Here is a 26,590-nt window from a genome sequence, read left to right as displayed (position 1 = left end):
CCATGAGTACCTCTGAAAAGAGTCACAACCATAATAATGATGAGCCAAACAATACTGAAAGTCCGATAGTAACCAACTCACAAGTGACCGATGAACAACTGATCAATTGGATTAAATCGAGGCGCAGTATCGGTAATCTGAGTATCCCTGCACCGACAGAAAGCCAGATAAAAGCCGCTATTGATTGTGCAGTGACAGCCCCAGATCATAAGAAACTACAGCCGTGGCGCTTTATCGTCACACAGGGTAATGCTCGTCATGAGCTAGGTCGTGCATTTTTGGTGGCAGCTGAAGCCAAAGCAGCACAAGAAGGCGATACCTTATCTGAAAAAGATCGGCAAAAAACTTATAATATGCCATTACGTGCACCCGTTATTATTACTGTCGTCACACAAATGCAAGCGCATAAAAAAGTACCACCCTTTGAACAGATGCTTAGTGCGGGTGCGGCAGTTCAAAACCTCATCTTAGCGCTAAAGGCACAAGGTTTTAGTACGGTGTGGCGTACTGGGTTACTCTGTAATGAGCCTGCTGTTAAAGCATATTTCGATGTAAGTGCAGATGATTATGTCACGGCTTTTGTTTATACCGGCAGCAGCCCTTGTGATATGCCAACGCGCAAGCCGATTGATATTGAACCACTGATGCGCTTTGAGCAATAAAAGTCTTTATTGCGTAATATAGTGGGCTACCAAGTGCGTAGCTAAGTAATGACTTAACGAGAATGGCTGTTTGGCTGAGCTAGTAGCCTAAAAAATACTGTTAATTTGTACAAATAATTGTTCATACATTTTGCTGCGCTCACTGTATACTCAGCATAAATGAATTTATCACAAAGTCAGTCAATTCGGATAAAACATATGATAAGCGCTAATGACAAAAGCACAGATACCAACGTAGACAGCACTCAAGCTGAGCAAAAAGTGGCTGAAAAACAAAATAAATTGTTGTCTGGTATCATTGATCGTGCCACCAAATCTAGTCTTGGACGTAAAAAATTAAATCCAAGTGTGGTGGAATCTGCCGTAGCAAAAAAAATGGAAGAGATACATAAAAATCCGACCAAGCTGCGTTTAGCGGTATTAGGCGGCGGTAGCTTTGGCACCGCCATGGCAAACTTAGCGGCACGCAATGGCTGCGATACCACGTTGTGGGTGCGCAACAAGCGTACGGTCAAAGCGATGGCAAAATCGCAAATGAATAAAAAATACCTGCCAGGCTATAAGCTTGATGACCGCCTAAAATACAGTCATGAGCTGCAAGCCGCAGTCAAAGATACGGATATTATCTTCATTGCCGTACCGGGATTGGCGTTTCGCGAAACGCTTAAAAGTATCGCCCCTTTTATTAGTGGGCAGTCTATTGTTTCTTTGACCAAAGGGATGGAAAAAGACACTTTTTCCCTGATGAGTGACATCATCAAAGACGAGCTACCTGAAGTAAATTTTGGCGTGATGTCTGGTCCAAATCTTGCTATAGAAATCATGAAAAATATGCCATCTGCTACGGTAATCGCTAGTGAATCTGAACCATTACGTCATGCCGTACAAGCGGCATTACATAGTGCATTCTTTAGAGTATTTGCTAGTGATGATATCCGCGGTGTTGAGCTTGGCGGCGCGCTAAAAAATATTTATGCCATTGCTATGGGTATGGCAGCTGCTTACGAGGTTGGTGAAAATACCAAAGCCATGATATTGACCCGTGGCTTAGCGGAAATGAGTCGCTTTGGTGTACATGCCGGTGCCAATCCGCTGACCTTTTTAGGGCTATCAGGTGTCGGGGATTTGTATGCCACTTGTAGCTCGGAGTTAAGTCGTAATTATCGTATCGGTAATATGCTTGGTCGCGGGATGACGATTGATGCAGCGGTCAAAAAATTGGGACAAACTGCTGAAGGGGTGAATACCATTCAGCAAGTACATGAAAAAGCCACTAAAGAAGGCATTTATATGCCTATTACTCATGCGTTATATGCCGTCATTTATGAAGACAAAGCGGCGCTTGGTGTTGCCCTGCATTTGATGGAAGCAGGCTTTCGTAGTGATGTTGAATTTGTCATGGAGCACGACCACAGTAATGCTTCGCTGACCGCGCAAATGCAAACTGCAAACAGTCAATCAAAAGAGGATAAAAGTAAGCAGGGTAATAAATAGTAAGAAGTTGTTAGCGCAATAGCAATAGCGTGTCATTAAAAGAGAGTTACTTATAATTTGCACTGGCGATATAACAACAATAAAAAAGGTTGATAACTTATGAAAATTATTTTAATGCGCCATGGTCAAGCAGAAGACGAGACGCGTCCCGATAGCGCCCGCCAGCTGACGGATTTTGGTCAGCAGCAAGCAAAGCAGACCGCAAAATATATCACTACGCATTATCATCCCGATTATTTTTTGGTCAGTCCTTATGTGAGGGCACAGCAAACACTGGCAGAACTACAGGCACAACTGCCTACTGTTCCATCGAGCATACAAGACACTCTCACACCGTCTGACGATGCGCGTCAAGCGTTAAATGAGATTGCTGACATTGAAGCTAAGTGTCTGGTGGTGGTTTGTCATATGTCTATCGTTGCTTATATCGCAGGGTTGCTAACCAATGACTATCCTGAGTCTTTTTCTTTGGCAGAAGCACGTGTGTTTGAGATGGATTTTGTGATGGCAGGTATGGCACGCGAGATTGCCCGCTTTGTACCGGATCAGCCTTATTAATATAAGTTATTATTGATGGTTAATAATAGTGCTGCTATTGATGGTCCTAGAGCATCTGCCTTTTAGCTAAATGATAGCTTTGATATATTATGGCTTTAACAATTGAGGACACATTTGGTGTTACATGTTTGGTTAAGAGCGCAGCACAGTCCACTAGCGGTCTGGCATGAAGACAGTCAACACTGGCAGTTGGTCGAGGGTTGGCAGCAGCTACAGGATATCTATAGTCGCTATAAAGCAAATAGCCAAAAAGCCATTTGTCTTTATTTTCCTTCTACTCATATGTTACAGGTCGATACGGAGCTAAACAGCACTCAGCTTAAGCAGTTAGGCAGTAGTGGCAAACAGTACTTGTTTGAAGAGACGTCTTTAACGCCTGTTGAGCAATTGGCTATTCGGCAAATGAGTCATAACAACACGCACCATCTATATGCGGTGGCACAAACTGATATCGAATTATGGCAACAGAGCGCAAAGCTTGCTGGCATGAATATCGTTGCTTTATTGCCTGATTTTCTATTATTGCCACTACCAGAAGAAGGGGCTGGGCAGCAAATCACCCTATATCAAGACAAAGAAACCATGTTGCTTCGCCAATCTTTATATCAAGGTATGGCAGTCAGCTATTTACCGCTAATATTTGAGCGTTTTCCGCATTTAAGCGAGGTCTTGATAGTACCTGCCATTGATGACCCTGTTTACGATACCGGCTACGTTTCTGACATTATTGCTACTGATATCATTACGACTGATAATGAGCTTGCTAATCGAACTGAGATTGAAAACTCTATAGCAGCAGGCAGCTTTACCACGATTACAGCTGACATGATAGCTGAGCATCAACTGTTATTAACCACACTAGTGACGACGCCAAAACCACTTGATAACGCAGAGCGTCATGCGCTGAACTTTTTTGTTAAGTCAACGGATTCGCAGTTGTCGCCTTATCTTCGTGTGGCGCTGATGGTGGCGTTATCGGCACTGGTATTGCAGATGGCGACTGATGCGGTGCAGTGGTATCAATATAATGAGGCAACAACTGCGACTAAGACTGAGATTGTGACACAATATCAGTCTTGGTTTCCAAATGAGCCACTCAGTACGCGTACCAAACTACAAGTTCAATTAGAGCCAAAATTGCGTAGCGATAGCCAAGCAACCGCGTCACATATTGCAGTCCTTTCGCGTATATCCCCTTTGATTAAACAGTCGTCATTAAAGGCGCAAGCATTGCTTATGCAGCCTTCAGCACTTAGCTTTACGTTGATTGCTCCTGATCGCGGCAGTCTTGATCAGTTTACAGCTACACTCGTCGCGCAAGGTTTAACGGCAAAACTAGAGCAAGTGAATGGCAATGAGCAAGGGCAGTTTAGCGGTCAAGTAACGGTCAATGTCATAGAAAACAACAGCAGTGTCGGCAATAAAGGGTAATGATGAAAATACTAAAGCGCCGTACCAAACGTAGCTCAACGATGCTGCAGACAAGTGCATTATCAGCGCGAATAACAGGCTATCAAAACCTGCTATTTGTACGCTGGCAAGCATTGTCTTCTCGTGACCAGTTGGCTTTGCTATTACTGTCTGCTTTTTTACTATTGTTTGTCGGCGGTTATGGCGGTTATAGCATTCATCAGGCAGCCAATAATAGCAAAATCGAGTACCAAGAACAGGTTGCTGATTATTTTTGGTTGCGTGCTCAAGCAGGTAATATCGATAGTAATGCGTTAGCGGCTGCCAATACTACTGATGGTGCAGAGGTAATACCTGCTGCTAGTAGTGTCAATGCGCTGTTGACTAACTCAGGCATTGTAGATGCGCAAGTAATTGCTAATGGTGAGACGGTACAACTGAGCTTTAACAATCCGAGTCAAGCAGTGGTGAGTGCTGCCCTTGGTAAGCTTGAACAACAAGGCTGGCAATTCACTCAGTTGTCTATGCAGCAAGATTTGCTCACTAAAGCGATTCAGGTTCAGGCTACCGTTACCTCATCATAAAGGGGCAAGGGGCTAGGAGCATTGGGATAAAGTTTACTCAAAAGTAGCCAATAGCTTTTATGCTAACAAACCCATTTATACAGCAGACCTTATTGAAAAAGTACTTCTTAGACACTATAAAATAGCTATAACAAATGTTTCACTTTAAAATTCATGCCTCATTTATGTGTAGGGTTTTATAATCAGCACAATATGCTATGTATGCCATGACAGGTGATCATATAAATAATCCGATGAGTGATAATATGAATAATAAACAAAGCCGCTCTTTAGTAACTTATAACCACATTACGTATTTATTATATGTACTCAGTTATTTTACTGCCGGTTTGCTGTGGATTGTGCCTATCTTTATGAATTATGCCAAACGTCGTGATGCTGATGGCACATGGCTTGCCACGCACTTTGACTGGCAAATTAAAACATTTTGGTACAGTATTGTGTGGTTTATCGTTGGCATTGGCATCATTACTTTTGCTCTTGGTAGTTTTGGCGTTAGTATGATGGCGGATAGCGGTAACATCGCTGTCGGCTCGGTATTACTAGCAAGCATTGGTTTTATTATTATGGGTGTTGCCTTTATTTGGCATTTATACCGTATCGTGCGAGGCTGGATTGCTTTAGCGGATGGTCGACCTGTTCCTTAATAATTGAGCTGTATTTTAATATAGAGAGTAGATAGCTATAGTCGATTCCAAATAAAATAGATACGCTATATTGCAACGCGGAACTGGAATAAATTTTTCTGGCGTGCTGTGCCTACGCCGATAGAGGCTGCGTAAAATTTATTCCAGTCCCGCTGTATCGTTTTAATACTGAATTCACTATATATTCTCTATAGTAAAATTGGCTGATGAAACTTTGGTCTTATTTCGACTAAGCTGATATAATCGCTGCGCTTGACCACATTGGTTTTCTTTATTCATTTTCACTTTCAAGCAGGGTCTGTCGTTACTATGTCTTATGCCTTACTTCGCCCTTTTTTGTTTAATATGGACCCTGAACACGCGCATGAAATGACCTTATCCTTATTGGATAAAGCTCATAAAGCGCGTGTTTTAGGTTTGGTTTATGGTCAATCTATGCAGCCAACTGATTGCATGGGCTTGCAGTTCTCTAATCCTGTTGGTCTCGCTGCTGGGCTAGATAAAACCGGCGATTATATTGACGCCTTAGCTGAACTTGGTTTTGGCTTTATCGAAGTAGGCACGGTCACCCCAAAGCCGCAAGCCGGTAATGATAGACCACGTTTATTTAGGCTCAAACAAGCAGACGCCATTATTAACCGTATGGGTTTTAACAATGAAGGCGTCGACTACCTCATTGAAAATGTGCAGCGCTGTAAATACAAAGGCAATATCGGCATTAATATCGGTAAAAACGCTGCAACGCCAGTTGAAAAAGCGGCTGATGACTATGTTTACTGCTTAGAGCGTGTTTACCCACATGCTTCCTACATCACTGTCAATATCTCTTCGCCAAATACTGCAAATTTACGTGACCTGCAAAGCGGAGAAGCATTAACTCATTTGTTAGATGCGATCAAAAACCGCCACAGTCAATTGGCAACAGAATACGGTTTTTATGTGCCATTGGTTCTTAAAGTCGCGCCTGATTTAGATCCAATACAGGTAGATTATATCTCTCAGCAACTGCTGGATTTCGAGATTGATGGTTTGATTGCGACCAATACCACATTGAGCCGCGTAGGCGTCGAAGATTTGCCCGATGGCGATCAAGCAGGCGGTTTATCAGGTCGTCCGGTCAGCCACATTAGTACGCAGATTTTACAACAATTCTCTGATCAGCTGGATGGTAAAGTGGCATTGATTGGGGTCGGCGGTATCGATAGTGGCGCTAAAGCTGTCAAGAAAATCGAAGCGGGCGCAGATATGGTTCAGCTTTATTCAGGGCTTATTTACAAAGGGCCTGGACTTGTACAGTCTTGTATACAGTCTATCGGTGGTTATTACGACGCGATGGAAAATTAATTTAAGCTATATGGCTTACATTAAAAGTATGAAGGCTTGTTATCTAATACTTAATTCAATACCTGATACAAAAGATATAAAGTAACGAGGCGGTAAACATGAGTGGTTTAGACATTGTGATTGCTGTTGTGGTGCTAATAGGCTTATGGCGCGGCTTTCAAGTGGGTCTGATTAAGACGGCAGTTGGTTTGGTCGGTTGGTTTATCGCTCTTATTGCAGCAAGTCGATTGGCCGCTTCCGTAGCACCGCAGTTATCGAGTATCATCCAGAACCCTGTCTTACAGATGGCTGCTGCTTTTTTATTGGTAGTGATTGCGATATTGGCTATCATGCACTTGGTTGCTTTTGTCTTTTCAGGTGTCTTAAAAACTTTACGTTTGGGTGTACTTGATAAGATGGCAGGTGGCCTATTAGGTGCTGCTAAAAATGTGCTGATGGTTTTAGTGATTCTTAGCATCAGTGCGCCACTATTGGTACAAATGCCGCAGTGGCAGACATCTGTACTGGCACCTGAGCTATTACCTTATGCGCCTGTCGGTAAAGCGCTCGTCTCAGATATGTTTGGGATGGCTTGGGATCAGGTCAATCAATCATAAGGGTTGAATAAAAAGCTATTCAACCGCATCTAATATTCGTAAAATACCATCCATCAATTATCAATGCTTAATCAACAACCGTTTGTGTCATAGATCACTCTCTTCTTAAAAAGATTTTAATCTTAGCAAACATCATCAGCTTGGCGGCATATGATAGGTCACAAACTAAAGCGATTTTATCAGTAGTAATGCCGTTATTGTGTTTTTAATGTGTGGTTCAAATTCAAAATAGGATACAACTATGTGTGGAGTCGTTGGGGTCGCAGCTCATGAGCCGGTCAACCAAATTTTGTATGATGCCTTAACCATGTTGCAGCACCGTGGGCAAGATGCGGCAGGTATTGTGACTTTACAGGATGGACGTTTATATTTACGCAAAGAAAACGGCATGGTACGTGACGTTTTTATGAATCGCCATATGTTAAAGCTGGTCGGTAAATTCGGTATCGGTCATGTGCGTTATCCAACTGCTGGAACGTCAAGCAGTGCTGAAGCGCAGCCTTTTTATGTCAACTCGCCTTACGGTATCACGCTGGCACATAATGGTAACTTGACCAATGCTGAGAGCTTGGCGAAGTCGCTTTATCAAGAAGATCGTCGTCATCTAAATACCGACTCAGATTCTGAGGTTTTGCTCAATGTGTTGGCACATGAAATGCAAAATCTAGGCAAAACTCATCCAACGCCTGCTGACATCTTTGAAGCAGTGACAGCGGTTTATGGCCGTGTTGAAGGCGCTTATGGCGTAGTTGCTTTGATTACTGGTCATGGTTTGCTAGCATTTCGTGATCCAAACGGCATTCGTCCGCTTATCTTTGGTAAGCGCATGGCAGCTAATGGCGGCACAGAATATATGGTGGCATCAGAATCGGTTGCTCTGACCGGTTCAGGTTTTAGTATTGTTCGTGATGTTAAGCCAGGCGAAGCTATATTTATTGATTTGGACCATAAATTGCATACGCATCAGTGCGTTGAGCAAAAAGAATATACACCTTGTATCTTTGAATATGTGTATTTTGCCCGTCCAGATTCTATTATGGACAATATCTCCGTTTATAAATCACGCCTACGTATGGGTGAAAAACTGGCCGATAAAATCCTTGCTGAATGGGGTGAAGATCATGATATCGATGTGGTCATTCCTATCCCTGATACCTCGCGTACCTCAGCGATGGAGCTAGCGCTAAAGATGAATATCAAGTACCGTGAAGGGTTTATGAAAAACCGCTATATTGGTCGTACTTTTATCATGCCAGGTCAGCAGCAGCGCAAAAAGTCAGTGCGTCAAAAGCTAAGTGCAGTGCCACTTGAGTTTAAAGGTAAAAATGTCCTTTTGGTTGATGATTCAATCGTCCGCGGTACAACCTGCCATGAGATTATCCAAATGGCACGCGATGCAGGCGCGCGCAAGGTATTCTTTGCCAGTGCAGCGCCACCGGTTAAGTATCCAAATGTCTATGGTATTGATATGCCAGTGCGTAGCGAACTTATCGCGTCAGGACATAGCGTTGAAGAAGTGCGTGATATCATCGGTGCTGACCGCTTAATTTTCCAAGATTTGGACGATTTGATTGAAGCGGTCAAAGATACTAAGCATAGTAAAGTTGAAGGTTTTGATTGTGCCGTATTTAATGGCTGCTACATCACTGGTCAAATCAATGAAGCGTATCTTGAGCATCTGCAAGAGCAGCGTAACGACACTGCTAAAAAGGGTAAAAAAGGGGTACAAATAGTCGCTGATACGCCAGTAGATATGATGGGTGTAGAAGAACTTTAAGCTTCTTTATATCTTAAAATAAAGTAAGTAAAAAAAGGCTGGATTCTCAATGAATTCAGCCTTTTTGCTATTAAATTTATTGTCAAAATATATAGTTTTAAGAGTGATTCTTTAGATTAAAAAAGCATTAAACAACCATAAAAAGCCATTAATCGCAGTGATACCGACCACCATGCTGACCAGTAATTGACGGCTAATATGATAGACAAACAATACCAATAATAAAGCGCCAATTTGTGCCATTATTAAATGCATCTCCGCACTATTGATACCGGTACTTTGTGACAAACCTTGATAAGACAAGCTGGTTAAGATTAGTAATACCATTACAGACAGCGGTAAACTTTCATTTAATCGATGCAGCCAAGGCGTATCCAGTAGCTTTTTGGGTATTAAAGCGGGTAGAGCGCGGGTAATAAAAGTCACTGCTGCCATCGCGAACGTTGCAAAAATCAGATAACTACTGCTCATTACTGCCTCCTTGCACACTGCGCTGCACCCAAACTCCACGGACTAAAATCATAAGCATACAAATCGTAATCGCTACCAATAATAACCAGTTACTGGTAAAAAACGAGGCGATAACTAAAGCAATGACAGCAATAATAATAGGGAAATAGCGTTTGATACTTTGGAATTGCTCATAAGCTAAAATCGCAAACAGACACACCAAGGCAAAGTCTAAATGTGGCACCAAATCACTCAGTGCACTACCAATCATTACACCAATCGCACCAGCTAATACCCACCAGCTTTGATTGAATAAGCTTATGGGCACTATCAACGCTTGTCGTGATTCATTCGGCAAACTGGTCATCACCGAAAAAGTTTCGTCAGTTAGAGCAAACAAGCAATAGGTCTTGGCTATTTTATTTTTTGGGAGATATTGTAATAATGGCATGCCATAAAAAACATGACGCAAGTTAATAGCAGCAATATTGGTTGCGATATTGCCAATCGGTAATCCAGCACTTAACATTGGTAGGCAGGCATATTGAGCGGCGCCCGCATATAACACTACGCTGAGCATAATCGTTGCCCATACTGGTATACCGGCAACTTGCGCAAGCACACCAAAGGCGATGCCCGCTGGCAAATAACCCATGGCGACTGGTAAGCTTTTTTTAAAGCCTTCTGCCCAGTCATAGCCCTGTACCTGAGTTTGATTGATCTCATTTGATTGAGTATTCACGTCACATCCTAGTTTTTACCATTGTTGTTTATTATTAAATTTTAAAAGGAGCTTAATAGTGTAATGCTGATCGTTCAATGGTCAAGTTGGAGTTTTTCATAGCTGCCAGTTTGATGAGCACGGTATAGAAATCCAGCAAGTATCAACATTCTTAGCAACAATAAACACCATACGCTGAGCCAGATGCCCGTCATAGCCCACTGCTGATAAAGCAACCAACTTAATGGGAAAAAGATAGCCGCTAATATAAGGGCTGCATTGCGAATAATGCTACCTGCTGTTAAACCAAAAAATATTCCGTCTAACCAGTAAGCACCAACCCCGACAAGTGGTAACAGGACAGCATATAAATGATAGTCGTAAGCGAGCGTAAAGACCGGTTCGATATTGGTCATAAACTGTAAATATGTGGGCATGGCAAGCCACCATATCGCACTTAGCAGGATAGCAAGACCATAGCTCACGATGCCGGTACGCTTCACAATAATGCGAAAGCGCGACCAATCTCGTCGACCCGCTACTTGTCCACTTAACGTCTCAGCAGAGACTGCCACCCCGTCAAGGGCAAAGGCTGAGATGCTTAATACTTGTAATAAAATAGCATTGGCAGCGAGTATGACGTCACCGCTTTGAGCAGAGAGTCGAGTAATCCAAGCAAAGCTTAATGTTAAAATAAGCGTACGAATAAAAATATCTTTATTTAATGAAAATAGCCTAAGCATCTTATCTTTATTAAAATGCTGCGGATCAGCAGTAAATAACGCCTGCCAAGAGATTTTCAAATGTAGACGACTTAACCATAATGCCAATACTACGCCCAGCCAGAAGGCAATCGCTGTACCCAATGCAACACCGACCAAGCCCATATCCATTGCAAAGACAAAAAATAGTGTCAGAATGATATTAATTATGGCGATAAAACCTTGTTGATATAGCATATAACGGGTCTTGCCTTGACCTGCAAACCAGCCAATAAAAGCAAAGTTCATTAGCTCAGCAATCACACCCCAAAAGCGCACATCTAAATAGGTCTTTGCTGCATCGCCGCTATCAGGATTGGCGGCAAGCGCTTGTAGACCAAAATCAATGAGCCAAGGTTTTACCAGTAGTAAAACTGCACCAATCATAAATGCCAAAACCAAAGCGCGTTGCAAGATGGACAACAGCGGTGATTGCTGACTAGGATTATTCTTTAGAGTATCGTTATGAGCGGTATTTTTATTAGCCAGCTGTCCTAGCGCCTGTGCCGAAAGTCCAGATGAAGCATATTGCAAAAAGTTAAAACTGACGAGCAATAGTGATAGCAGTTGTACTGCAAGCCCGATACCAGCAAGTTTTGCCGTATCATTCATATTGCCAATAATCGCTGTATCAATGACGCTTTGTAGTGGCATTGCAAGATTTGCCAATAATACTGGCAATGCAATAGCGATAATACGTGCATAGCGAGTATCAATAGGCGGCATAGGACGTGGCGGTAGGATAGATGACATAAGGCAATCGCTTAGATAGGCAGATTAAGAATGCTCATAGGTAGTGCTAAGGATAATAACTTATAGCAGCGCTAAAATTTTTAGGTATTGATTTGATTTTGACCATTATACATAAACAAAAGCACCTAGAGTCTAGGTGCTTTTTTCATGATCACGCTTATCTACTCACTTAATAGAGAATTTACCAAGTGAGCAGGGGTGCCATTATCAATCTTGTTCAAACATCTTTGGATCATTGAAAGTCACGATTTCTTCTTCAAACTCAGGTTTTACTTTGACGATAAAGTCATCACGTGACAGACCCATCGCTAGAGGAATCGAGCTTGCAATATAGGTAGAGGAATAAGTACCAGCAAGTAAACCAATAAACAGTGCCGCTGAGAACCAGAATAAGCCATCACCGCCCAAGAACAGCATTGCTAATACCACTAATAGCACGGTTGAAATGGTCATAATCGTACGGCGTAGTGTCTCTGTTAATGACAAATCAATGGTTTGACGCGGACTGATCCCGCGGACACGGCGGAAATTTTCACGGATACGGTCATAGACAACGATGGTATCGTTCAATGAATAACCAATCAATGCCAAGATGGCTGCTAGTACTGTTAAATCGAATGGGAAGCCAAATAAGGCAAAGACACCGATGGTCACGATAGCATCATGAAACAAGGACAATACTGCGCCAAGTGCCAGTTTGAACTGGAAGCGCAGGGCGACATATCCCAGCATACACGCTAGTGCAAGCACAATTGACATGACTGAGCTTAAGTAAACTTCATTACCCACTTGACTACCGATAATATTCACGTTGCTGATTTCAACATCGTTATTAGGTAGCGCTAATGCTTCGCTCAAGCTGCTATTAAGACCATCGATGTTATCAGATTGAGGCGGCAAACGTATTAGCAGCTCTTGTGAGGTGCCTAGGTACTGCACGACTGCATCATCAAAGCCATTATCTGCCAACGCAGTAACCACATCACCTTGCTCGACAGATTGCTCATAGCGCACATCTGCTGACACGCCACCAGTAAAATCAAGACCAAGGTTTAAGCCATTGACCGCAATTGCAATGATACTACCAATCACCAAAATGATTGATAAAATACCCATTGGCTTTTCTATCTTCATAAAAGGGATGATACGCTGATCACCAACGGCTTTGATACCGCCTTCGGCATAGGCAGCTGCATCGTCAGCAGCGTCACCCAATGCTAAGTTAGGATCGATAGCAGCAGGCGCGAGCACCTGGCTATCTTTATCAGCGCTTTTGCCACTACGCGGATTTTTATTAGCTGATTTTTTAGCAGTGGCGTTATTGGTTTGGGTATTACTGCCTTTGCCATCACGGCGCGGCTTTTTACGGCGACGCGTAGTTGCTTCATTATTTGAGCCATTCGGTTCAGGATTGTTCTGTTTTTCTAGAGGATTGTTATTATCGATTGCCATAGTTTTCTCCTAACCGATGCTCAGACGTTTGATAGATTTACGCTTACCATAAGCAATTTGTATCAGTGCACGGGTGACCAAAATAGCCGTAAACAGCGAGCTGACAATACCAATGGCTAAAGTAATCGCAAAGCCTTTAATCGGACCTGTACCAATTGCAAATAAGATAAAGGCGACCAGTAAGGTTGTGATATTGGCATCGAAAATACTACTATAGGCGCGATCAAAACCTGCCACGATAGCCGATTTCGGTCTCACTCCATTAGCTATCTCCTCACGGATACGCTCAAAAATTAGAACGTTAGCATCGACCGCCATACCAATGGTCAATACGATACCAGCGATACCCGGTAACGTCAGTGATGAGCCTAAGATGGACATAATAGAGATAATAATAATAACGTTAACTGCTAGAGCAATATTGGCAATCACACCAAACAGACGATAGAAGATAATCATAAATGCAAAGACTAGTAAGTAACCAACCTGCGTAGAGAATAACCCTTTATCAATATTTTCCTGACCCAGTGATGGACCAATGGTGCGCTCTTCAACGAAATACATTGGTGCCGCTAACGCGCCTGAGCGTAGTAACAATGCAAGCTCAGCGGCTTCAGCACTACTATCCAGACCAGTGATACGGAAAGATGAGCCTAGTACTGCTTGGATATTTGCACGGTTAATGACTTTTGTTTCAGCATATGGTGTCCGAACTTCAGTCGTTTCGCCAGTAACTGGGTCTTCTTCATAAGCGATGCGTTGTTTGTTTTCAATAAACAATACTGCCATTTGTTTGCCAACCGCTGTACGGGTAGCATTCTGCATCAGCTTACCACCAGCACTGTCTAAGGTAATACTAACCTCAGGTGAGCCACTTTCATCAATACCGGTTTGAGCATTGGTAACTTTATCACCAGTGACAATCGCTTGGCGCTCCAATAATACTGGCGGACCATCAAGGGTTTCAAATGGGAACGCTTCAGTACCGGCAGGCGGAATACCGCCTGTATAGTTTTCGGCACCTTCAGCGACCATACGGAATTCAAGATTGGCCGTACGACCAAGGACGCGTTTTGCCTCAGCGGTATCTTGTACACCTGGTAGCTCAACGACGATACGGCTAGCACCTTGTGATTGTACCAAGGCTTCTGTTACCCCAAGTTCAGCAATACGATTGCGTAGGGTAGTCAAGTTTTGATTGACCGCATAGCTGTTGATTTCATCAAGCGTTGCATCGTTATACGCCAAAATCAGGGCAGGGCCTTGCTCATCAATAGAAGATTGTAGGGCAAAGGTGTTACCCATTGAGCTTTGCAAAACGTTTTGGGCACGGTTACGAGTGTCTGTATCGGAAAAATGCAATACCACGCTACGCTTGTCGTTTTTAATACCTTTAACAGCAATGCGCTCAGCTCTTAGATCTCGTCGAATATCGCGACTGGCACTGGTCAGACGTTGTTCGAGCGCCTTGTCCATATCAACTTCTAAGACGAAACGAACGCCGCCACGCAAATCAAGACCAAGTTTCATGGGCTTTGCGCCGATATCACGCAACCACTGCGGCGTTGTCTGCGCTAAGTTCAGTGCGACCACATAGTTCTCACCCAAGTTTTTTCTCAATACTTCCTGAGCTTTGAGCTGATCGACTGGATTGTCAAGACGTACCAATGCACTGTTACCTTTAAACGTACCATCATGGTAGTTCAAGCCAGCTTCTTTTAACAAGTCTTGTGACTGCGTTAAAATGCCATCAGACAACTGTGTGCCTGCTGCAGCACTGGTAATCTGTACGGCAGGTTCGTCAGGATATAAGTTAGGAGCAGCGTATAGACCGGCAATGATAAGTACGACGGTGATGAGTAGGTATTTCCAAGCGGGATATTGCATAATCACTTCTTTAGGTTGATAAACTACTGGCGACGCAGGCCACAAGTTAGCAGATGGGAAGTTAGCGATAACAATGGTGAGGTGCTTATTTAGCTGCCATAGAAGCCATGATAGTGCACCACTGTGATCATCCGCGATGATAATAAAGCATAAAACGGTAAAGCCAAAAATGACCGTAAATAATGTACGGTCATTTTATAATCATTACAACTGTTAATTGATGCTGATACAGTAATAGCCAGTCATTATCGTGCTGACTAACTTTAACGATCACATATATCAATTATCAAAGATGCCAATGACGTTTAAACGCTTTCGATAGTACCAGCTGGCAATACTGAAATAACAGAAGCACGTTGTACCTTGATATCTGTATTATTATTTAAGCTTACCACTGCATAATCGCCTTCCAAATGTTTGATACGACCCATCAAACCACCAGCAAATATGATTTCACTGCCGACTGTCAAAGCACTTACCATAGCGCGATGTTCTTTAGTACGTTTTGATTGTGGACGAATCACCAAAAAGTAAAAAATAGCAAAAAAAGCAACTGGTAATAAGATTTGACCGAACAGTGATGCCGCACCGGCAGTTTCAGCAGCATGAGCGGCTTGGATAAATAACAACATAGTTTCTCTCGACAAGTTATAGATAACAATTAATTTAGACGCATAGTAGCAAAAAATACCAGACTTGGTAACTGTTAATCATAAGCTGATTATGTTTTTCTTAAGCTAAAGGCATGTTGATAGCGCATTACTTTGCCTATCTGACTTTTTAAGCTGTCTACATTATATAGAATCCATTGACTTATAAAACAAGCCCAATAGTAAATAGTTAACATGCCATCAAGCGAAACCCGTATTTCTCTCATTCGCAAATGTGTCGTGATTATTGAAATATATAGCGATTTATTGTGAAATAAGCGCATCAATGCTACTATCGAAAGCAAATAGTCGCCAGTTTTTACAGTAAGATTTAAGCCATTGTGCTGAGCGATATGTGCTCATTTATATATCAAAGATCCAGACCATATCAGATAATATTTTCTATCTGCTTGCCTCTGCTCATGATATATTGTGACTTCCTTTTACTTCTTTGTTTAGGTTACCTAACTTGTTCACCTCTTTTATGTCTGTACCTCGTTTACATCGTTCGCGTGCTTGTCGTAAAGACGCCTCTGCCAAACCTCCCCCGACGATGCTTTGCGATACTCGATTGAGTATCAAATCATTGTTGGCGTTATCTGTCTGGATAACGCTGCTGCTACCGCAAACGGTCTGGGCAGCTGAAGGAGTAGCGGACCCAAGTACAAGTAGCATATTGCTGCTCATACTATATGTACTCGTTGCCATTGGTATCTCATTTATCTGTTCACTGGCAGAGTCAGCACTCCTGACGATGACGCCGTCTTATATCGCTGATGTTCAAGAGCGCAATCCAAAAAAAGCCCATATGTTAAGACGCCTAAAGATTGATAATATCGATCAGTCCTTGGCTGCTATTTTGACCTTGAATACAGTGGCACATACACTAGGCTCGATAGGCGCAGGTGCGCAAGCGACGATTGTATTTGGTAGTGCTTGGTTTGGTTTGTTTTCTGCCATCATGACCCTCGCTATTTTATTCTTATCTGAGATTATTCCAAAGACCTTAGGTACGATGTACTGGCGTCAACTCAGTGGCATGGTTGCCTACTTTGTACGTGGTATTATTTTACTGTTATATCCACTAATTTGGATCTCAGAAAAACTCACAAAGTTGCTGGTACGTGGTAAAGAGCCACAAACCTTTAGCCGTCGCGAATTTGCCGCGCTTGCCAGTATTGGTGAAGAAGCAGGACAAATCGATCCATTAGAGTCACGTATTATCCGAAACTTACTGGCATTTGGTGCTATTAAGGTTGAAGATATTATGACGCCGCGTTCGGTGATGCTGGCTTTTGAAGAGAATAAAACAGTAGCAGAATTGCTGGTTGATCGTCCAAAATTGACCTTTTCTAGACTACCGATTTATGATGGTGATTTGGATAATATTACAGGTTTTGTCTTAAAAACAGACATGCTATTAGCAAAAGTGAATCATGCCGTACATAAGCCACTGACGCAGTTTAAACGTGACATTACTTTTGTTTTTTCAAAGATGAAATTGTTTGATTTGCTTGAGCTGATGCTGAAAAACCGTATCCATATTGCCATTACGGTCGGTGAATACGGGGAAGTCAAAGGTTTAGTTACTCTAGAAGATGTGTTTGAAACTCTCTTAGGTCTTGAGATTGTCGATGAGATAGATCGCGTTGAAGACATGCAAGCATTGGCACGGCAAATGATGGACAGACGTGTCGAGCGTTTGGGTATGAAGCTGAGCGATGATGAGCATTATGAAGACTATACGGCTGAGAGTAAGCAGTAAGCAGTAAGCAGTAAGCAGTAAGCAGTAAAAATTTAATCAGTTTTTATTGCGTAAACTACTGATAGTTTATCGTATGCTTTTTATAAGATAGCTCATTTATTCAAAAAGCATACTTTACTGAGGTAGTCGCAATAATTACACAGGGTGTCACATGGCTGTGAGAATTAAGTGATAGGCTAAAAGTATCCTAATAAGAGGCTGCTAGAAATTTAATATAAAAGCACTTGTTAGAAATGCCTATCAATAGAAATACTCGTTAATTACTGCATCGATTGAATATACTAGTTCGTCAGTAGTTAAAAAGTTCAGGGTATAAGATTTATTAGATATAAATAGCACTCTATAATTAAATCGTAGCTATTTCATTGTCGTTCAATAGTAATGATTATAAAGCCACCATTAAGGAATATCATGAAACAACTATGGGGAAAAGGGCTATTGGCTCTATTGATAAAAGGTGCCAGCTTGGCGGCAATCGTTGCTGCTGTCAGCACCATAACTATCACTGCGCAAGCAGCAACCATGACTGAAGCCTTGGTACAAAACTACGCAACTGCTATGAAGTCTGCCGCTAATAATCGAAATATTAATCAGGTGGCGCGTTTGGTTTCTGATGAGGCATTGATTTCATTGTCAAGAAAAGGCAAGTCTACCAGTTTGGATAAAGAGGCTTATTTAAAACTGCTGCAAAATAGCTGGGGCAATACCTCAAACTATCGCTATGACATCAATGTTGATAACATTGTAATTTCAGGTGAACAAGCAAAAGCCAATGTAACGACCAATGAAAGTTGGGTCAAAGATGGTCAAAAGGTCTCCTTTGTTACTACTTCAAGAGTGACACTGGCTTTATCTACTGGTGACGCCATACTTTTGCGTGCTGTATCCCAAGTTACGATTAATTAGTCTTCGTTCAATAATAAAGTCAGCTAATAAGCAGAACCTTTAGCCATCAATGATAGGGCACATTAATTTTTGTGCATTATCTTTTATATTGAGCTGGTCTTTATTCGATATTGCATACTATACTGTCGATCAACTTTATTTCATCACTTCTCGTTGTTAGGAAACTTCCATTATCATGTCTACTGTGTCATCAAACTATCGCTCATTTATAGCTTTACCATTGACGCTTGCGGTGTCAACTCTTCTTATCAGTGCGTGTAGTAATACATCAGCGGTGAAAAAGACGGGGGCGACTGGCAGCACAGCTGTGGTTAAGCGTCCTACCACGCAAGTTCAGCCAACGGGAAATGCAGATTATTCGACTGCATTTTTGGATGCTGAAAGCTTAGATGAGCTTGCTGATTTATTGGAAGCCACTGATATGACTATGGTTGAGGGCAACAAACTTGCTATTCAACAATATGGTGACTTATGGAATCGCCTGCGTGCTGGGTATCGGATGAACGGTGGACAGCCGGTTTATAATCAGCGTATTGAAGCACAAAAAGGCTGGTTTACCAGTAGACAGGACTATCTAAACCGTTTAACAGCGCGTGCCAGTCGCTATATTTATCACACAGTAAGAGAGGCAGAGCGTCGCAATATCCCAACCGAGCTGGCTTTGTTACCTGTGATTGAGAGCTCCTACGATCCAAGTGGTACCAGTAGTGCGGCAGCGGCAGGTTTATGGCAGTTTATTCCGAGTACGGGACGTATTTATGGTCTAAATCAAAGCAGTACATATGATGGTCGCCGTGATGTGATTGAGTCAACACGTGCCGCTTATGACTTTCTGACGGCATTACACAATCAGTTTGGTAGTTGGGAGCTGGCATTGGCCGCTTATAATGCCGGTCCTGGTCGTGTGCAAAAAGCCATTGATGCCAATAGAGCTCAAGGTTTACCTACCGACTATTGGTCACTCAGATTACCGACTGAAACCATGAACTATGTACCACGCTTTTTGGCAGTTGCCGAAATCGTTGCCAAACCTGAAAAATACGGTGTCTATTTACCGGCTATCGCTAACCGTCAGCATTTCCGTAGTGTGCCTGTTAACTATGGCGTAAGCTTAGCTGAAGTATCGCAAGTCACGGGTGTTAGCTACGATGAATTAGAAAGATTAAATACGGCGTTAACCTCAGCACGTATCGATTCATCAGGTCCGCAGCGTATTATTATTCCTAATGATGTCAGTCTGACTACTGATGTGAAGCTGAGCGCTTTGAGGGGTAATGGCAGTAGTAATATTCTCGCTTCTAGCAATGCTGTTACGACGACTACGCCAAGCTACTCTGGCTCAACAACGCCAAGCTATAATAAGCCATATACTACCAGCTCATCATTGCCGGGTACTGGCAAGGGTCTTGCTGATTATGCTGCCAGTGCAAGCGTCCCGCAGCAAACCACCAGCTATATTCCGCCATCGTCATCAACGACCAGCAGCTCAGTTTATAGCAGCAGTGCCTCAGTGCGTACAGAGCCACCTTTAACCTCAGCAGAGACCAAAAAAATCAATGCTGAGCTGAAAAGTAGTAACAGCTTACCGACCACATCAGCACAAATCACTCAAAACAATACCATCATTCAAGAGCCGCCGCTAAGTAAAGCGGAGCGTGATTTTATTGCCAATCAAATTCGTATTAATACGCCTGAAACCAATGTCATTAACGCCGATGGTAATATCAATCTATCTGCCGTACAGACGCAGCAGTCCGTCTTAGAAGCCACGGGACAAGAGAAGAAACTGAGCTTCCCAAAAACCTCAGTTAGTAAGCCAAAACCACAAGGCACACGTACCACTTATACGGTCAAACGCGGTGATACTTTGGCTAATATCGCCAGTCGTTCTGGTGTGAGCTGGCGCGATATTGCCGAATGGAATCAAATGGATGCCAGTGCCAAGCTACTCTCTGGTAGTACTTTGTATCTATATAATGCCAAAACTATCGAGCCATTGAGCGCTACCAGCAGCACTGTCGCGAGCCAGCCTGAAAGTTATGTGGTACAAGGTGGCGATACGCTTATAGGTACTGCCAATCGCTTTGGTTTATCAGTGACGCAGTTAGCAAGTTATAATAATTTGAGCAGCCGTGCAGATTTATTAAGAGGTCAGAAACTATGGCTTATCCCAGGCAAAGTAACAGCGCCAGTCAGCACTCCTGCCGCGCCATCTACTAAACCGAAGAAGTCATCGACTGCGACCAAAAACTATAAAGTAAAAGCGGGTGATGGCTTGATTGCACTTGCACGCCAATTTAATATAACGACTGAGACATTGGCCAGTCTTAATGATATTGGTACGACAGATTCATTATACGTCGGTCAAACCTTAAAAGTACCTGCCAGTGTAGACTTTACTTCTAACAGTGGGTCTACTGCTATACAGAGCACTGCTAGTAGCAATAACACCACAACCAAAGCCAGCAGTTCAAGCTCAGCGCCGACTAGCAATTATAAAGTCAAATCAGGGGATACCTTGATTGGCATTGCTAATAGTGTTGGAGTCAGCGCAGAAGATATTGCTGCCGTAAACAGTAACTTTGATGCTAAGGCACGTTTGCAACGTGGACAAACGATTAAAGTTCCTGTATCAAAAGAATTGGTTGATCGTCAGCTAAATGATGAGGCAGTCAGCTACAAGATAAAATCAGGCGATACTTTGACGGGTGTTGCCCAGCGTTATAATATTGGCTTGGGTGATTTGGCAGCAGCTAATAATCTCAAGACCAATTCTAACTTGATCTTAGGTCGCACGATTACCATTCCTGCTAAAGGTAGCGTGAGTACTAGTGCCAATGCTGCGGCCAGTAGCAAGAGCAGTAGTTCGGTGAGCACAGAGACCACCAGTAAGGCTGATAGCGCGCCAGCTACCAGTAATAGCGGCAAAAAGCTCGGCAACACAGAAAGCTATAAGGTGCAGTCTGGCGATGGACTCATTGCTTTAGCACGCCGCTTCGGTGTTTCAGTTGAAGACTTAGCTGCTACCAATGATATTTCGACTAAAGCTCAGTTACAACGTGGTCAGACCATCAAAGTGCCGAAATTAACGGTCAGCTATACGGTTGGCTCAGGAGACAGCTTGATTGGTTTGGCACGTAAATACGACGTTTCAACCAAAGAGCTTGCGGATATGAATGACATTGCAGTCGATACCATGCTGCAACGCGGTCAACGCTTAACGGTGCCTAATCGCTAATCTGTTCATATTTGAATAAATGTTGTTAATAAAAAAGCTGCTCTTATCAAAGAGCAGCTTTTTTATTTATAGTCAAAATTCTCTAAAAACACTACGGTACTGCTGGTACAAATTTTTCGCAGCCTCTGTCTGCACGGGCACAGCAAGCAAGAAAAATTGATACCAGCAGTACATAATGTGTCGATGTTACTTTTCACTGACTATAGATATCGCTATCTGTAGAAGGTTGATCAAACCGTCGCGGTTTTTATCGTTTCAAGATAGCTTCGGATATTACTTACGTAATGCATGGCTTGACCATAGCGGCTATTTGACGCTTTATTATCAGACAGATAGGCATATATATTTGCCCAACTTTTATCATCGATACCTTTGGCACTCAATTTACGCTGAATACCTTTAACAGCATTTGGTCCCATATTATAAGCCGCAAGCGCAAACCAAATACGATCCGTTTTTGGCACATCGGCAAAATCAGTTTTCATCTGCTCCAAGTAACGAGCGCCACCACCAATACTTTGGTAAGGGTCAACACGGTCTGAGACGCCCATTGCCTTTGCCGTATTATTAGTCAGCATCATAATGCCGCGTACTCCGGTCGGAGAGACGGCATTGGCATCCAAGTGCGACTCTTGATAACCTATGGCAACCAAAAGCTCCCAATCATGATTGTAGTTGCGCGCTTGTTCTTCAAACGAAGACTGATAATCAGGCAGCTTTTCTGTCAGTGTGGTCTTGAAATGGTCTTGACTATAGGCATCTTTTAATAAGTCTTGATTATAAAAGGCGGCTAGCTTTTGAGTATTATCAAGCTTGATGCTATCACATAAAAAATAGCTGGCTTTTTGTGACAATGGATCATTGGCAGAATTAAACGTCCAGCTTACTTTAGGATGCAAGCCATTTTTGGTCAAACTGGCATCATAACCACAGCTGACATTAATAGAAGATAAATTCAGCTGGCTTTTTAATTGGGTGCTGGCCGTGGTCAATGCCATATCCGCATCGCCTGACTGTAACGCTCTTAGCGCAGCTTCCTCATCAGCATAAGCTTTGAGAGTGACTTTTACCCCAAGCTCATCAGCATAGTTACGCACTAAGTCGTAACCAAATCCATGTTGGAAGCCATCGGTCGCAAAATAAGTGCTATCGCCTGGAACAGCAGCGATGGTCAAGGTCTTCTCCAGCATAACATGGTCATAAGCTGGTACTTGGTTATTCATGGTCGTCAGACTCTCAGCAGGGAGTGAGAGTAGGGCGATGCTTGAGATTTGCGCCAATTTCTTGGTTTTGGCGAAACGAGTAACTTTGATAGATGCAACAGCTGGAACGATGTTACTTTCGGTGTTTAGCAAGCGTTTAGATGGACGCAATATATATGAGATACGGCGTTTAGCCCCTCGCGCAGATGCTTTCGCACGATAAGTAATTCGCTGCATGGATGTCTCCTAATTTTAGCCATCCTACTTACCATAAAAATACGTGCTCATTTACGCCAATATCAGCAGCATAAATAGAGGTGCATTTTAAATACTATAAAATTTACATAATTATTGAGCATATAAATCTCATAGCATCTCGTTTAAATATAGCCGTACAGTCTCAGCTGGCAACCTTATAGCAAGGGGTGTAAGAGCATAAAAAAGCACTTTAATACCTGATTGCTAAAAAAAGGCTGCAAAACACCGCAAAGGCGCTAAATCAGATGATTCCTTCATCAATGATAGACTTGGCTGTGATTCGAACTATTTAAACGACATTATTTAAAAGACACTTTAAAATATCGGTAAGGTCATGAATAAATTATTGGAAAAACGTGGCGTGAGCAGGATATGCTCAGAGTTGTTACGCTGGTATGGATAATTAAATACTCTGACTATGTTGAGAGTAAATGGTCACTCATACCGTTTATCCAGCAATAAAGACAAGCAATTTAATCTGTCTGGTAAATAAAGACTGATCAATAAAAGCCAATGGTTAAAAAACCATAAAGCAGTTTGCTGTACCGCTACTGCAACACTAAAATAGAAAATATCACCTTACTCAAGAACGTATAAGCCGAGGTGATATTGTATTGATTGCTGTCTATATCCCTATTAAAAAAGTAAAAATAATAGGATTTTAGACCTCAATCATCATTTTAGTGCCATAACCGGAAGCTGTAATAATGGGGAGTCTCATGACAAGACATTCTTTCTACAGATAGTAATATGCAGATATTCATCTGATTATTCAAGTGTGGTTAAGAAAATTGCGATAAAACTTAACAATAGCACTATAGACGGTAATAATTTAGCCTGTTTTCTGTCGCATAATTTCGATTTTATGAATATAAGTTTGTTCTGTTACTGGCCAAAATAAAAAAGACAGGTAAGAAAAAATCTGCTTACCTATCTTTTTTAGGAGAAAAATAAGTTTCTGCTGCTTAAGCAGGATTATCGATATCGATAAATGTCACTGGTAAGTCAAACTGCTGAGCAACAATCCTACCTAATGCTTCAATGCCGCCGCGTTCTGTCGCATGATGTCCGCAAGCAAAATAGTCAATGCTAAGCTCACGGGCAATATGAGTGGTACGCTCTGATATTTCACCAGAAATAAATGCATCACAGCCCATTAATGCTGCTTGCTCAATCATATCTTGTGCGCCGCCCGTGCAGATGCCCACTCGCTCAATTAACCTATTACTGGTATTAGTATCGACGTTATACTCAGCGGCAATATGTAATGGTATACGCCCCAATGCTTGAGTAATTTGAGCGATAAGGCTTTGAGCCGTCTGCGGTATACAAGTAGCAATATTACCAACCGGATGTGTCTCAGTCGGATAAAGTGCCTCGATGATGGTCATGTCTAACGCCGCCGCCAATGTGGCATTGTTACCGATGACAGGGTGGGCATCGAGTGGTAGGTGATAGCCGATCAAGGAGATACCATGCTGCATAAGCTTGCGAATACGCTGACCTTTCATTCCAGTCAATGGGGCAGGTTCACCTTTCCAAAAATAGCCATGATGTACCATAATCGCATCAGCATTATCTGCAATGGCGGCATCAATCAATGCTTCACAGGCAGTCACACCAGTGACAATACGCTTAATAGGCCGACCGCCATCTACTTGTAGACCATTCGGTGCATAATCTTTAAACGCAGTCGCTGATAAGTAATCATCGCAAAATTCAGTTAGGGATTGTGCAGTAAGGATGGTATTTGATGATGTGATTAAGATATGGTGCGTGCTCATAGTATTCCCTTATAAAAATTTCAATTAATAATTGCAGTAGCTCAAGTATTTATAAATAATGGATTATTTCTCTTGATCACCATTTTAACATGATGTGGCAAAAGAATAGACAAGCCCAATAACTGAAACGGTACACGATGCGCTACCATTGTATTATGAGGACAGCTATAATTTACACATGTGAAAGTGCCTTATATCAAGGCGTACGCCTGATATGGCTTAATACCGATTGTCCATGTGAAATTATAGAGGTTTTTATATGTCGTCATCCCCGAATGCCAATAACAAGGCTGGTCTCTTAAGGTGGTTACCTTGGATTTTACTGCTATTGGTCACAGCCGCCTTTATTTGGTTATTTGCGAGTATGAAGACAGCATCGGAGGCAAAATGGGAGCCGCCAAAGACCACACCTGCTGAGCAGCAAGCTTCCGAGCCGGTATCGGACTCACCAACGCCTATCGCCTCTTATCATAATGGTGTGGCTCGAGCCTCCCAATCTGTGGTCAATATCTATACCACGCAGACGATGGCAGAACATCCTTATATGAACGATCCGGTGTTGCGCCGGTTTTTTGAATATCATGGCGCACCGTCAGAAGAGCAAGGCAATACCAACCTAGGTTCAGGCGTTATCGTGTCGGATGATGGTTATATCGTCACCAATGCGCATGTGATCGAAAAAGCCGATGAAATTACCGTTGCGTTTAATGATGGTCGTAAAAGCCGTGCAAAATTAATTGGCACAGACCCAGATAGTGATTTGGCAGTGATTAAAGTCGATATGACTGGGCTTACACCATTGGGCTTTCGTGAAAAACCGACGCTGGTAGGCGATGTAGCACTAGCGATTGGTAATCCCTTTGGTGTCGGTCAAACCGTTACCCAAGGTATTATTTCAGCGACGGGACGTACAGGGCTTGGCGTCAATAAGTTTGAAGACTTTATTCAGACTGATGCGGCTATCAATCCCGGTAACTCGGGCGGCGCATTGGTTGATGCACGTGGTGAGCTGATTGGTATTAATACTGCCATCTACTCACGCTCTGGTGGCTCTATGGGTATTGGATTTGCTATTCCTACCGCTATCGTTGAGCAAGTGATGAATGCTCTGATCAAAGATGGCAAGGTCAGTCGTGGTTGGCTGGGTATTGAGATACAATCACAGCTGAGAGATCCCACACAGCTCGAATCGTCAACAGGCGTAGAAGTGCTTAACGTGGTTCCTAAGAGCCCAGCTGCTAAGAGCGGTCTAAAAGTTGGCGATATTGTTTTGACCATTGATGGGGTTGAGATGACTGATGCCAATACCTTGATTCAGTATGTCGCTCGTAAAGCACCTAATACCACGCTGCATGCTCAAATCTTACGTCAAGGTAAAAATGCGCAAGTGAAGATATTGCTAGAGGAGCGTCCAGTTGAAGAGCCCGTCACCGTGCCCGTTGTGATTCAAGATGAAACGCTTGGGGGTAATCAGCTGCCAAGCTTACAAGCTCCAGAGCAAGATATCCCTATGATGTCCGAAGCCGAGCGTGACCGTATGCGTGAAGAGCTTTTATTACTGTTCGAAAGAGATGGTGCACCTTTGTAAAGAGGGTGTTTAACGATTCTCTGATCTCTAAGAGCAATAACAAAAAGCGTGCTATCTATAAGATAGCGCGCTTTTTTAATAAGTTTTGATTGATCGAATGGTT

The 26,590-nt window shown here is 42.6% G+C and carries 21 protein-coding genes; 13 read left to right on the top strand and 8 right to left on the bottom strand.

All coding sequences use genetic code 11. The features are described 5' to 3' along the window. Positions 1-2: 2 nt before the first annotated feature. The 9 genes from FQ083_RS01440 to purF all read left to right on the top strand — a co-directional run bounded on the left by FQ083_RS01440 (position 3) and on the right by purF (position 9,072). Entirely contained in the window at positions 3-662 is a 660-nt protein-coding gene (locus FQ083_RS01440) for a nitroreductase (protein ID WP_149408491.1), read from the top strand. 198 nt (positions 663-860) lie between these two features. Beyond that, complete coding sequence (locus tag FQ083_RS01435; RefSeq protein ID WP_149408489.1) at positions 861-2,156, top strand: NAD(P)H-dependent glycerol-3-phosphate dehydrogenase; 1,296 nt, start codon at positions 861-863, stop codon at positions 2,154-2,156. Between the two features lie 99 nt (positions 2,157-2,255). Beyond that, positions 2,256-2,714, top strand: a complete 459-nt coding sequence (sixA, locus tag FQ083_RS01430; protein ID WP_149408487.1) for a phosphohistidine phosphatase SixA — start codon at positions 2,256-2,258, stop codon at positions 2,712-2,714. 117 nt (positions 2,715-2,831) lie between these two features. Then, positions 2,832-4,145 carry a type II secretion system protein GspL gene (gene gspL, locus FQ083_RS01425; RefSeq protein ID WP_149408485.1) on the top strand — a complete coding sequence of 438 codons (1,314 nt, stop codon included), beginning with the start codon at positions 2,832-2,834 and terminating at the stop codon, positions 4,143-4,145. A gap of 2 nt (positions 4,146-4,147) precedes the next feature. Next, the gene (gene gspM / locus FQ083_RS01420) at positions 4,148-4,708 is read left to right on the top strand and encodes a type II secretion system protein GspM (protein ID WP_149408483.1); all 561 of its coding nucleotides are present in this window, start codon (positions 4,148-4,150) and stop codon (positions 4,706-4,708) included. A gap of 245 nt (positions 4,709-4,953) precedes the next feature. After that, complete coding sequence (locus tag FQ083_RS01415; RefSeq protein ID WP_227500764.1) at positions 4,954-5,355, top strand: DUF4870 family protein; 402 nt, start codon at positions 4,954-4,956, stop codon at positions 5,353-5,355. 309 nt (positions 5,356-5,664) lie between these two features. Continuing rightward, positions 5,665-6,699 (top strand): quinone-dependent dihydroorotate dehydrogenase, encoded by a 1,035-nt coding sequence (locus FQ083_RS01410; RefSeq protein ID WP_149408481.1) that lies wholly within the window; start codon positions 5,665-5,667, stop codon positions 6,697-6,699. A gap of 98 nt (positions 6,700-6,797) precedes the next feature. Continuing rightward, complete coding sequence (locus FQ083_RS01405; RefSeq protein WP_011513439.1) at positions 6,798-7,295, top strand: CvpA family protein; 498 nt, start codon at positions 6,798-6,800, stop codon at positions 7,293-7,295. A gap of 241 nt (positions 7,296-7,536) precedes the next feature. Then, complete coding sequence (gene purF, locus FQ083_RS01400) at positions 7,537-9,072, top strand: amidophosphoribosyltransferase (protein WP_020443308.1); 1,536 nt, start codon at positions 7,537-7,539, stop codon at positions 9,070-9,072. A gap of 111 nt (positions 9,073-9,183) precedes the next feature. Here purF and FQ083_RS01395 read toward each other — a convergent pair whose 3' ends face one another. The 6 genes from FQ083_RS01395 to yajC all read right to left on the bottom strand — a co-directional run bounded on the left by FQ083_RS01395 (position 9,184) and on the right by yajC (position 15,728). Then, on the bottom strand, positions 9,184-9,543 hold the full coding sequence (locus tag FQ083_RS01395) for an AzlD domain-containing protein (RefSeq protein ID WP_149408479.1): 360 nt from the start codon (positions 9,541-9,543) through the stop codon (positions 9,184-9,186). Then, positions 9,533-10,264, bottom strand: coding sequence for an AzlC family ABC transporter permease (locus FQ083_RS01390; RefSeq protein WP_149408477.1), 732 nt, complete (start codon positions 10,262-10,264; stop codon positions 9,533-9,535). The genes FQ083_RS01395 and FQ083_RS01390 overlap by 11 nt, the downstream gene beginning before the upstream one ends. Positions 10,265-10,338: 74 nt before the next feature. Further along, positions 10,339-11,757, bottom strand: a complete 1,419-nt coding sequence (locus tag FQ083_RS01385) for an MATE family efflux transporter (protein ID WP_149408475.1) — start codon at positions 11,755-11,757, stop codon at positions 10,339-10,341. A gap of 207 nt (positions 11,758-11,964) precedes the next feature. After that, positions 11,965-13,209: a protein translocase subunit SecF gene (gene secF / locus FQ083_RS01380; RefSeq protein ID WP_149408473.1), complete on the bottom strand. Its 1,245-nt coding sequence runs from the start codon at positions 13,207-13,209 to the stop codon at positions 11,965-11,967. 9 nt (positions 13,210-13,218) lie between these two features. Continuing rightward, complete coding sequence (gene secD, locus FQ083_RS01375) at positions 13,219-15,096, bottom strand: protein translocase subunit SecD (protein WP_149408471.1); 1,878 nt, start codon at positions 15,094-15,096, stop codon at positions 13,219-13,221. 305 nt (positions 15,097-15,401) lie between these two features. Then, positions 15,402-15,728 (bottom strand): preprotein translocase subunit YajC, encoded by a 327-nt coding sequence (gene yajC, locus FQ083_RS01370; RefSeq protein WP_011513446.1) that lies wholly within the window; start codon positions 15,726-15,728, stop codon positions 15,402-15,404. 502 nt (positions 15,729-16,230) lie between these two features. Here yajC and FQ083_RS01365 point away from each other — a divergent pair. The 3 genes from FQ083_RS01365 to FQ083_RS01355 all read left to right on the top strand — a co-directional run bounded on the left by FQ083_RS01365 (position 16,231) and on the right by FQ083_RS01355 (position 21,655). After that, positions 16,231-17,511 (top strand): CNNM domain-containing protein, encoded by a 1,281-nt coding sequence (locus FQ083_RS01365; RefSeq protein WP_149408788.1) that lies wholly within the window; start codon positions 16,231-16,233, stop codon positions 17,509-17,511. 411 nt (positions 17,512-17,922) lie between these two features. Further along, positions 17,923-18,417, top strand: a complete 495-nt coding sequence (locus FQ083_RS01360) for a hypothetical protein (protein ID WP_011513448.1) — start codon at positions 17,923-17,925, stop codon at positions 18,415-18,417. A 175-nt stretch (positions 18,418-18,592) separates the two neighbouring features. Beyond that, positions 18,593-21,655 carry a LysM peptidoglycan-binding domain-containing protein gene (locus FQ083_RS01355; RefSeq protein WP_149408469.1) on the top strand — a complete coding sequence of 1,021 codons (3,063 nt, stop codon included), beginning with the start codon at positions 18,593-18,595 and terminating at the stop codon, positions 21,653-21,655. 230 nt (positions 21,656-21,885) lie between these two features. Here the strand turns inward: FQ083_RS01355 and FQ083_RS01350 are convergent, their stop codons facing one another. Beyond that, on the bottom strand, positions 21,886-23,094 hold the full coding sequence (locus tag FQ083_RS01350; protein ID WP_149408467.1) for a transglycosylase SLT domain-containing protein: 1,209 nt from the start codon (positions 23,092-23,094) through the stop codon (positions 21,886-21,888). A 986-nt stretch (positions 23,095-24,080) separates the two neighbouring features. Beyond that, the gene (locus FQ083_RS01345; RefSeq protein ID WP_149408465.1) at positions 24,081-24,899 is read right to left on the bottom strand and encodes a Nif3-like dinuclear metal center hexameric protein; all 819 of its coding nucleotides are present in this window, start codon (positions 24,897-24,899) and stop codon (positions 24,081-24,083) included. Between the two features lie 259 nt (positions 24,900-25,158). Between FQ083_RS01345 and FQ083_RS01340 the strand changes: the two genes are divergently transcribed. Further along, entirely contained in the window at positions 25,159-26,487 is a 1,329-nt protein-coding gene (locus FQ083_RS01340) for a S1C family serine protease (protein ID WP_149408463.1), read from the top strand. Positions 26,488-26,590 lie beyond the last annotated feature (103 nt).

Source organism: Psychrobacter sp. ANT_H59 (genome assembly GCF_008369225.1).
GTDB classification, from domain to species: Bacteria; Pseudomonadota; Gammaproteobacteria; order Pseudomonadales; family Moraxellaceae; genus Psychrobacter; species Psychrobacter cryohalolentis.
The sequence above is the reverse complement of the archived record's forward strand: the minus strand, read 5'-3'. Positions and strand labels throughout refer to the sequence as shown.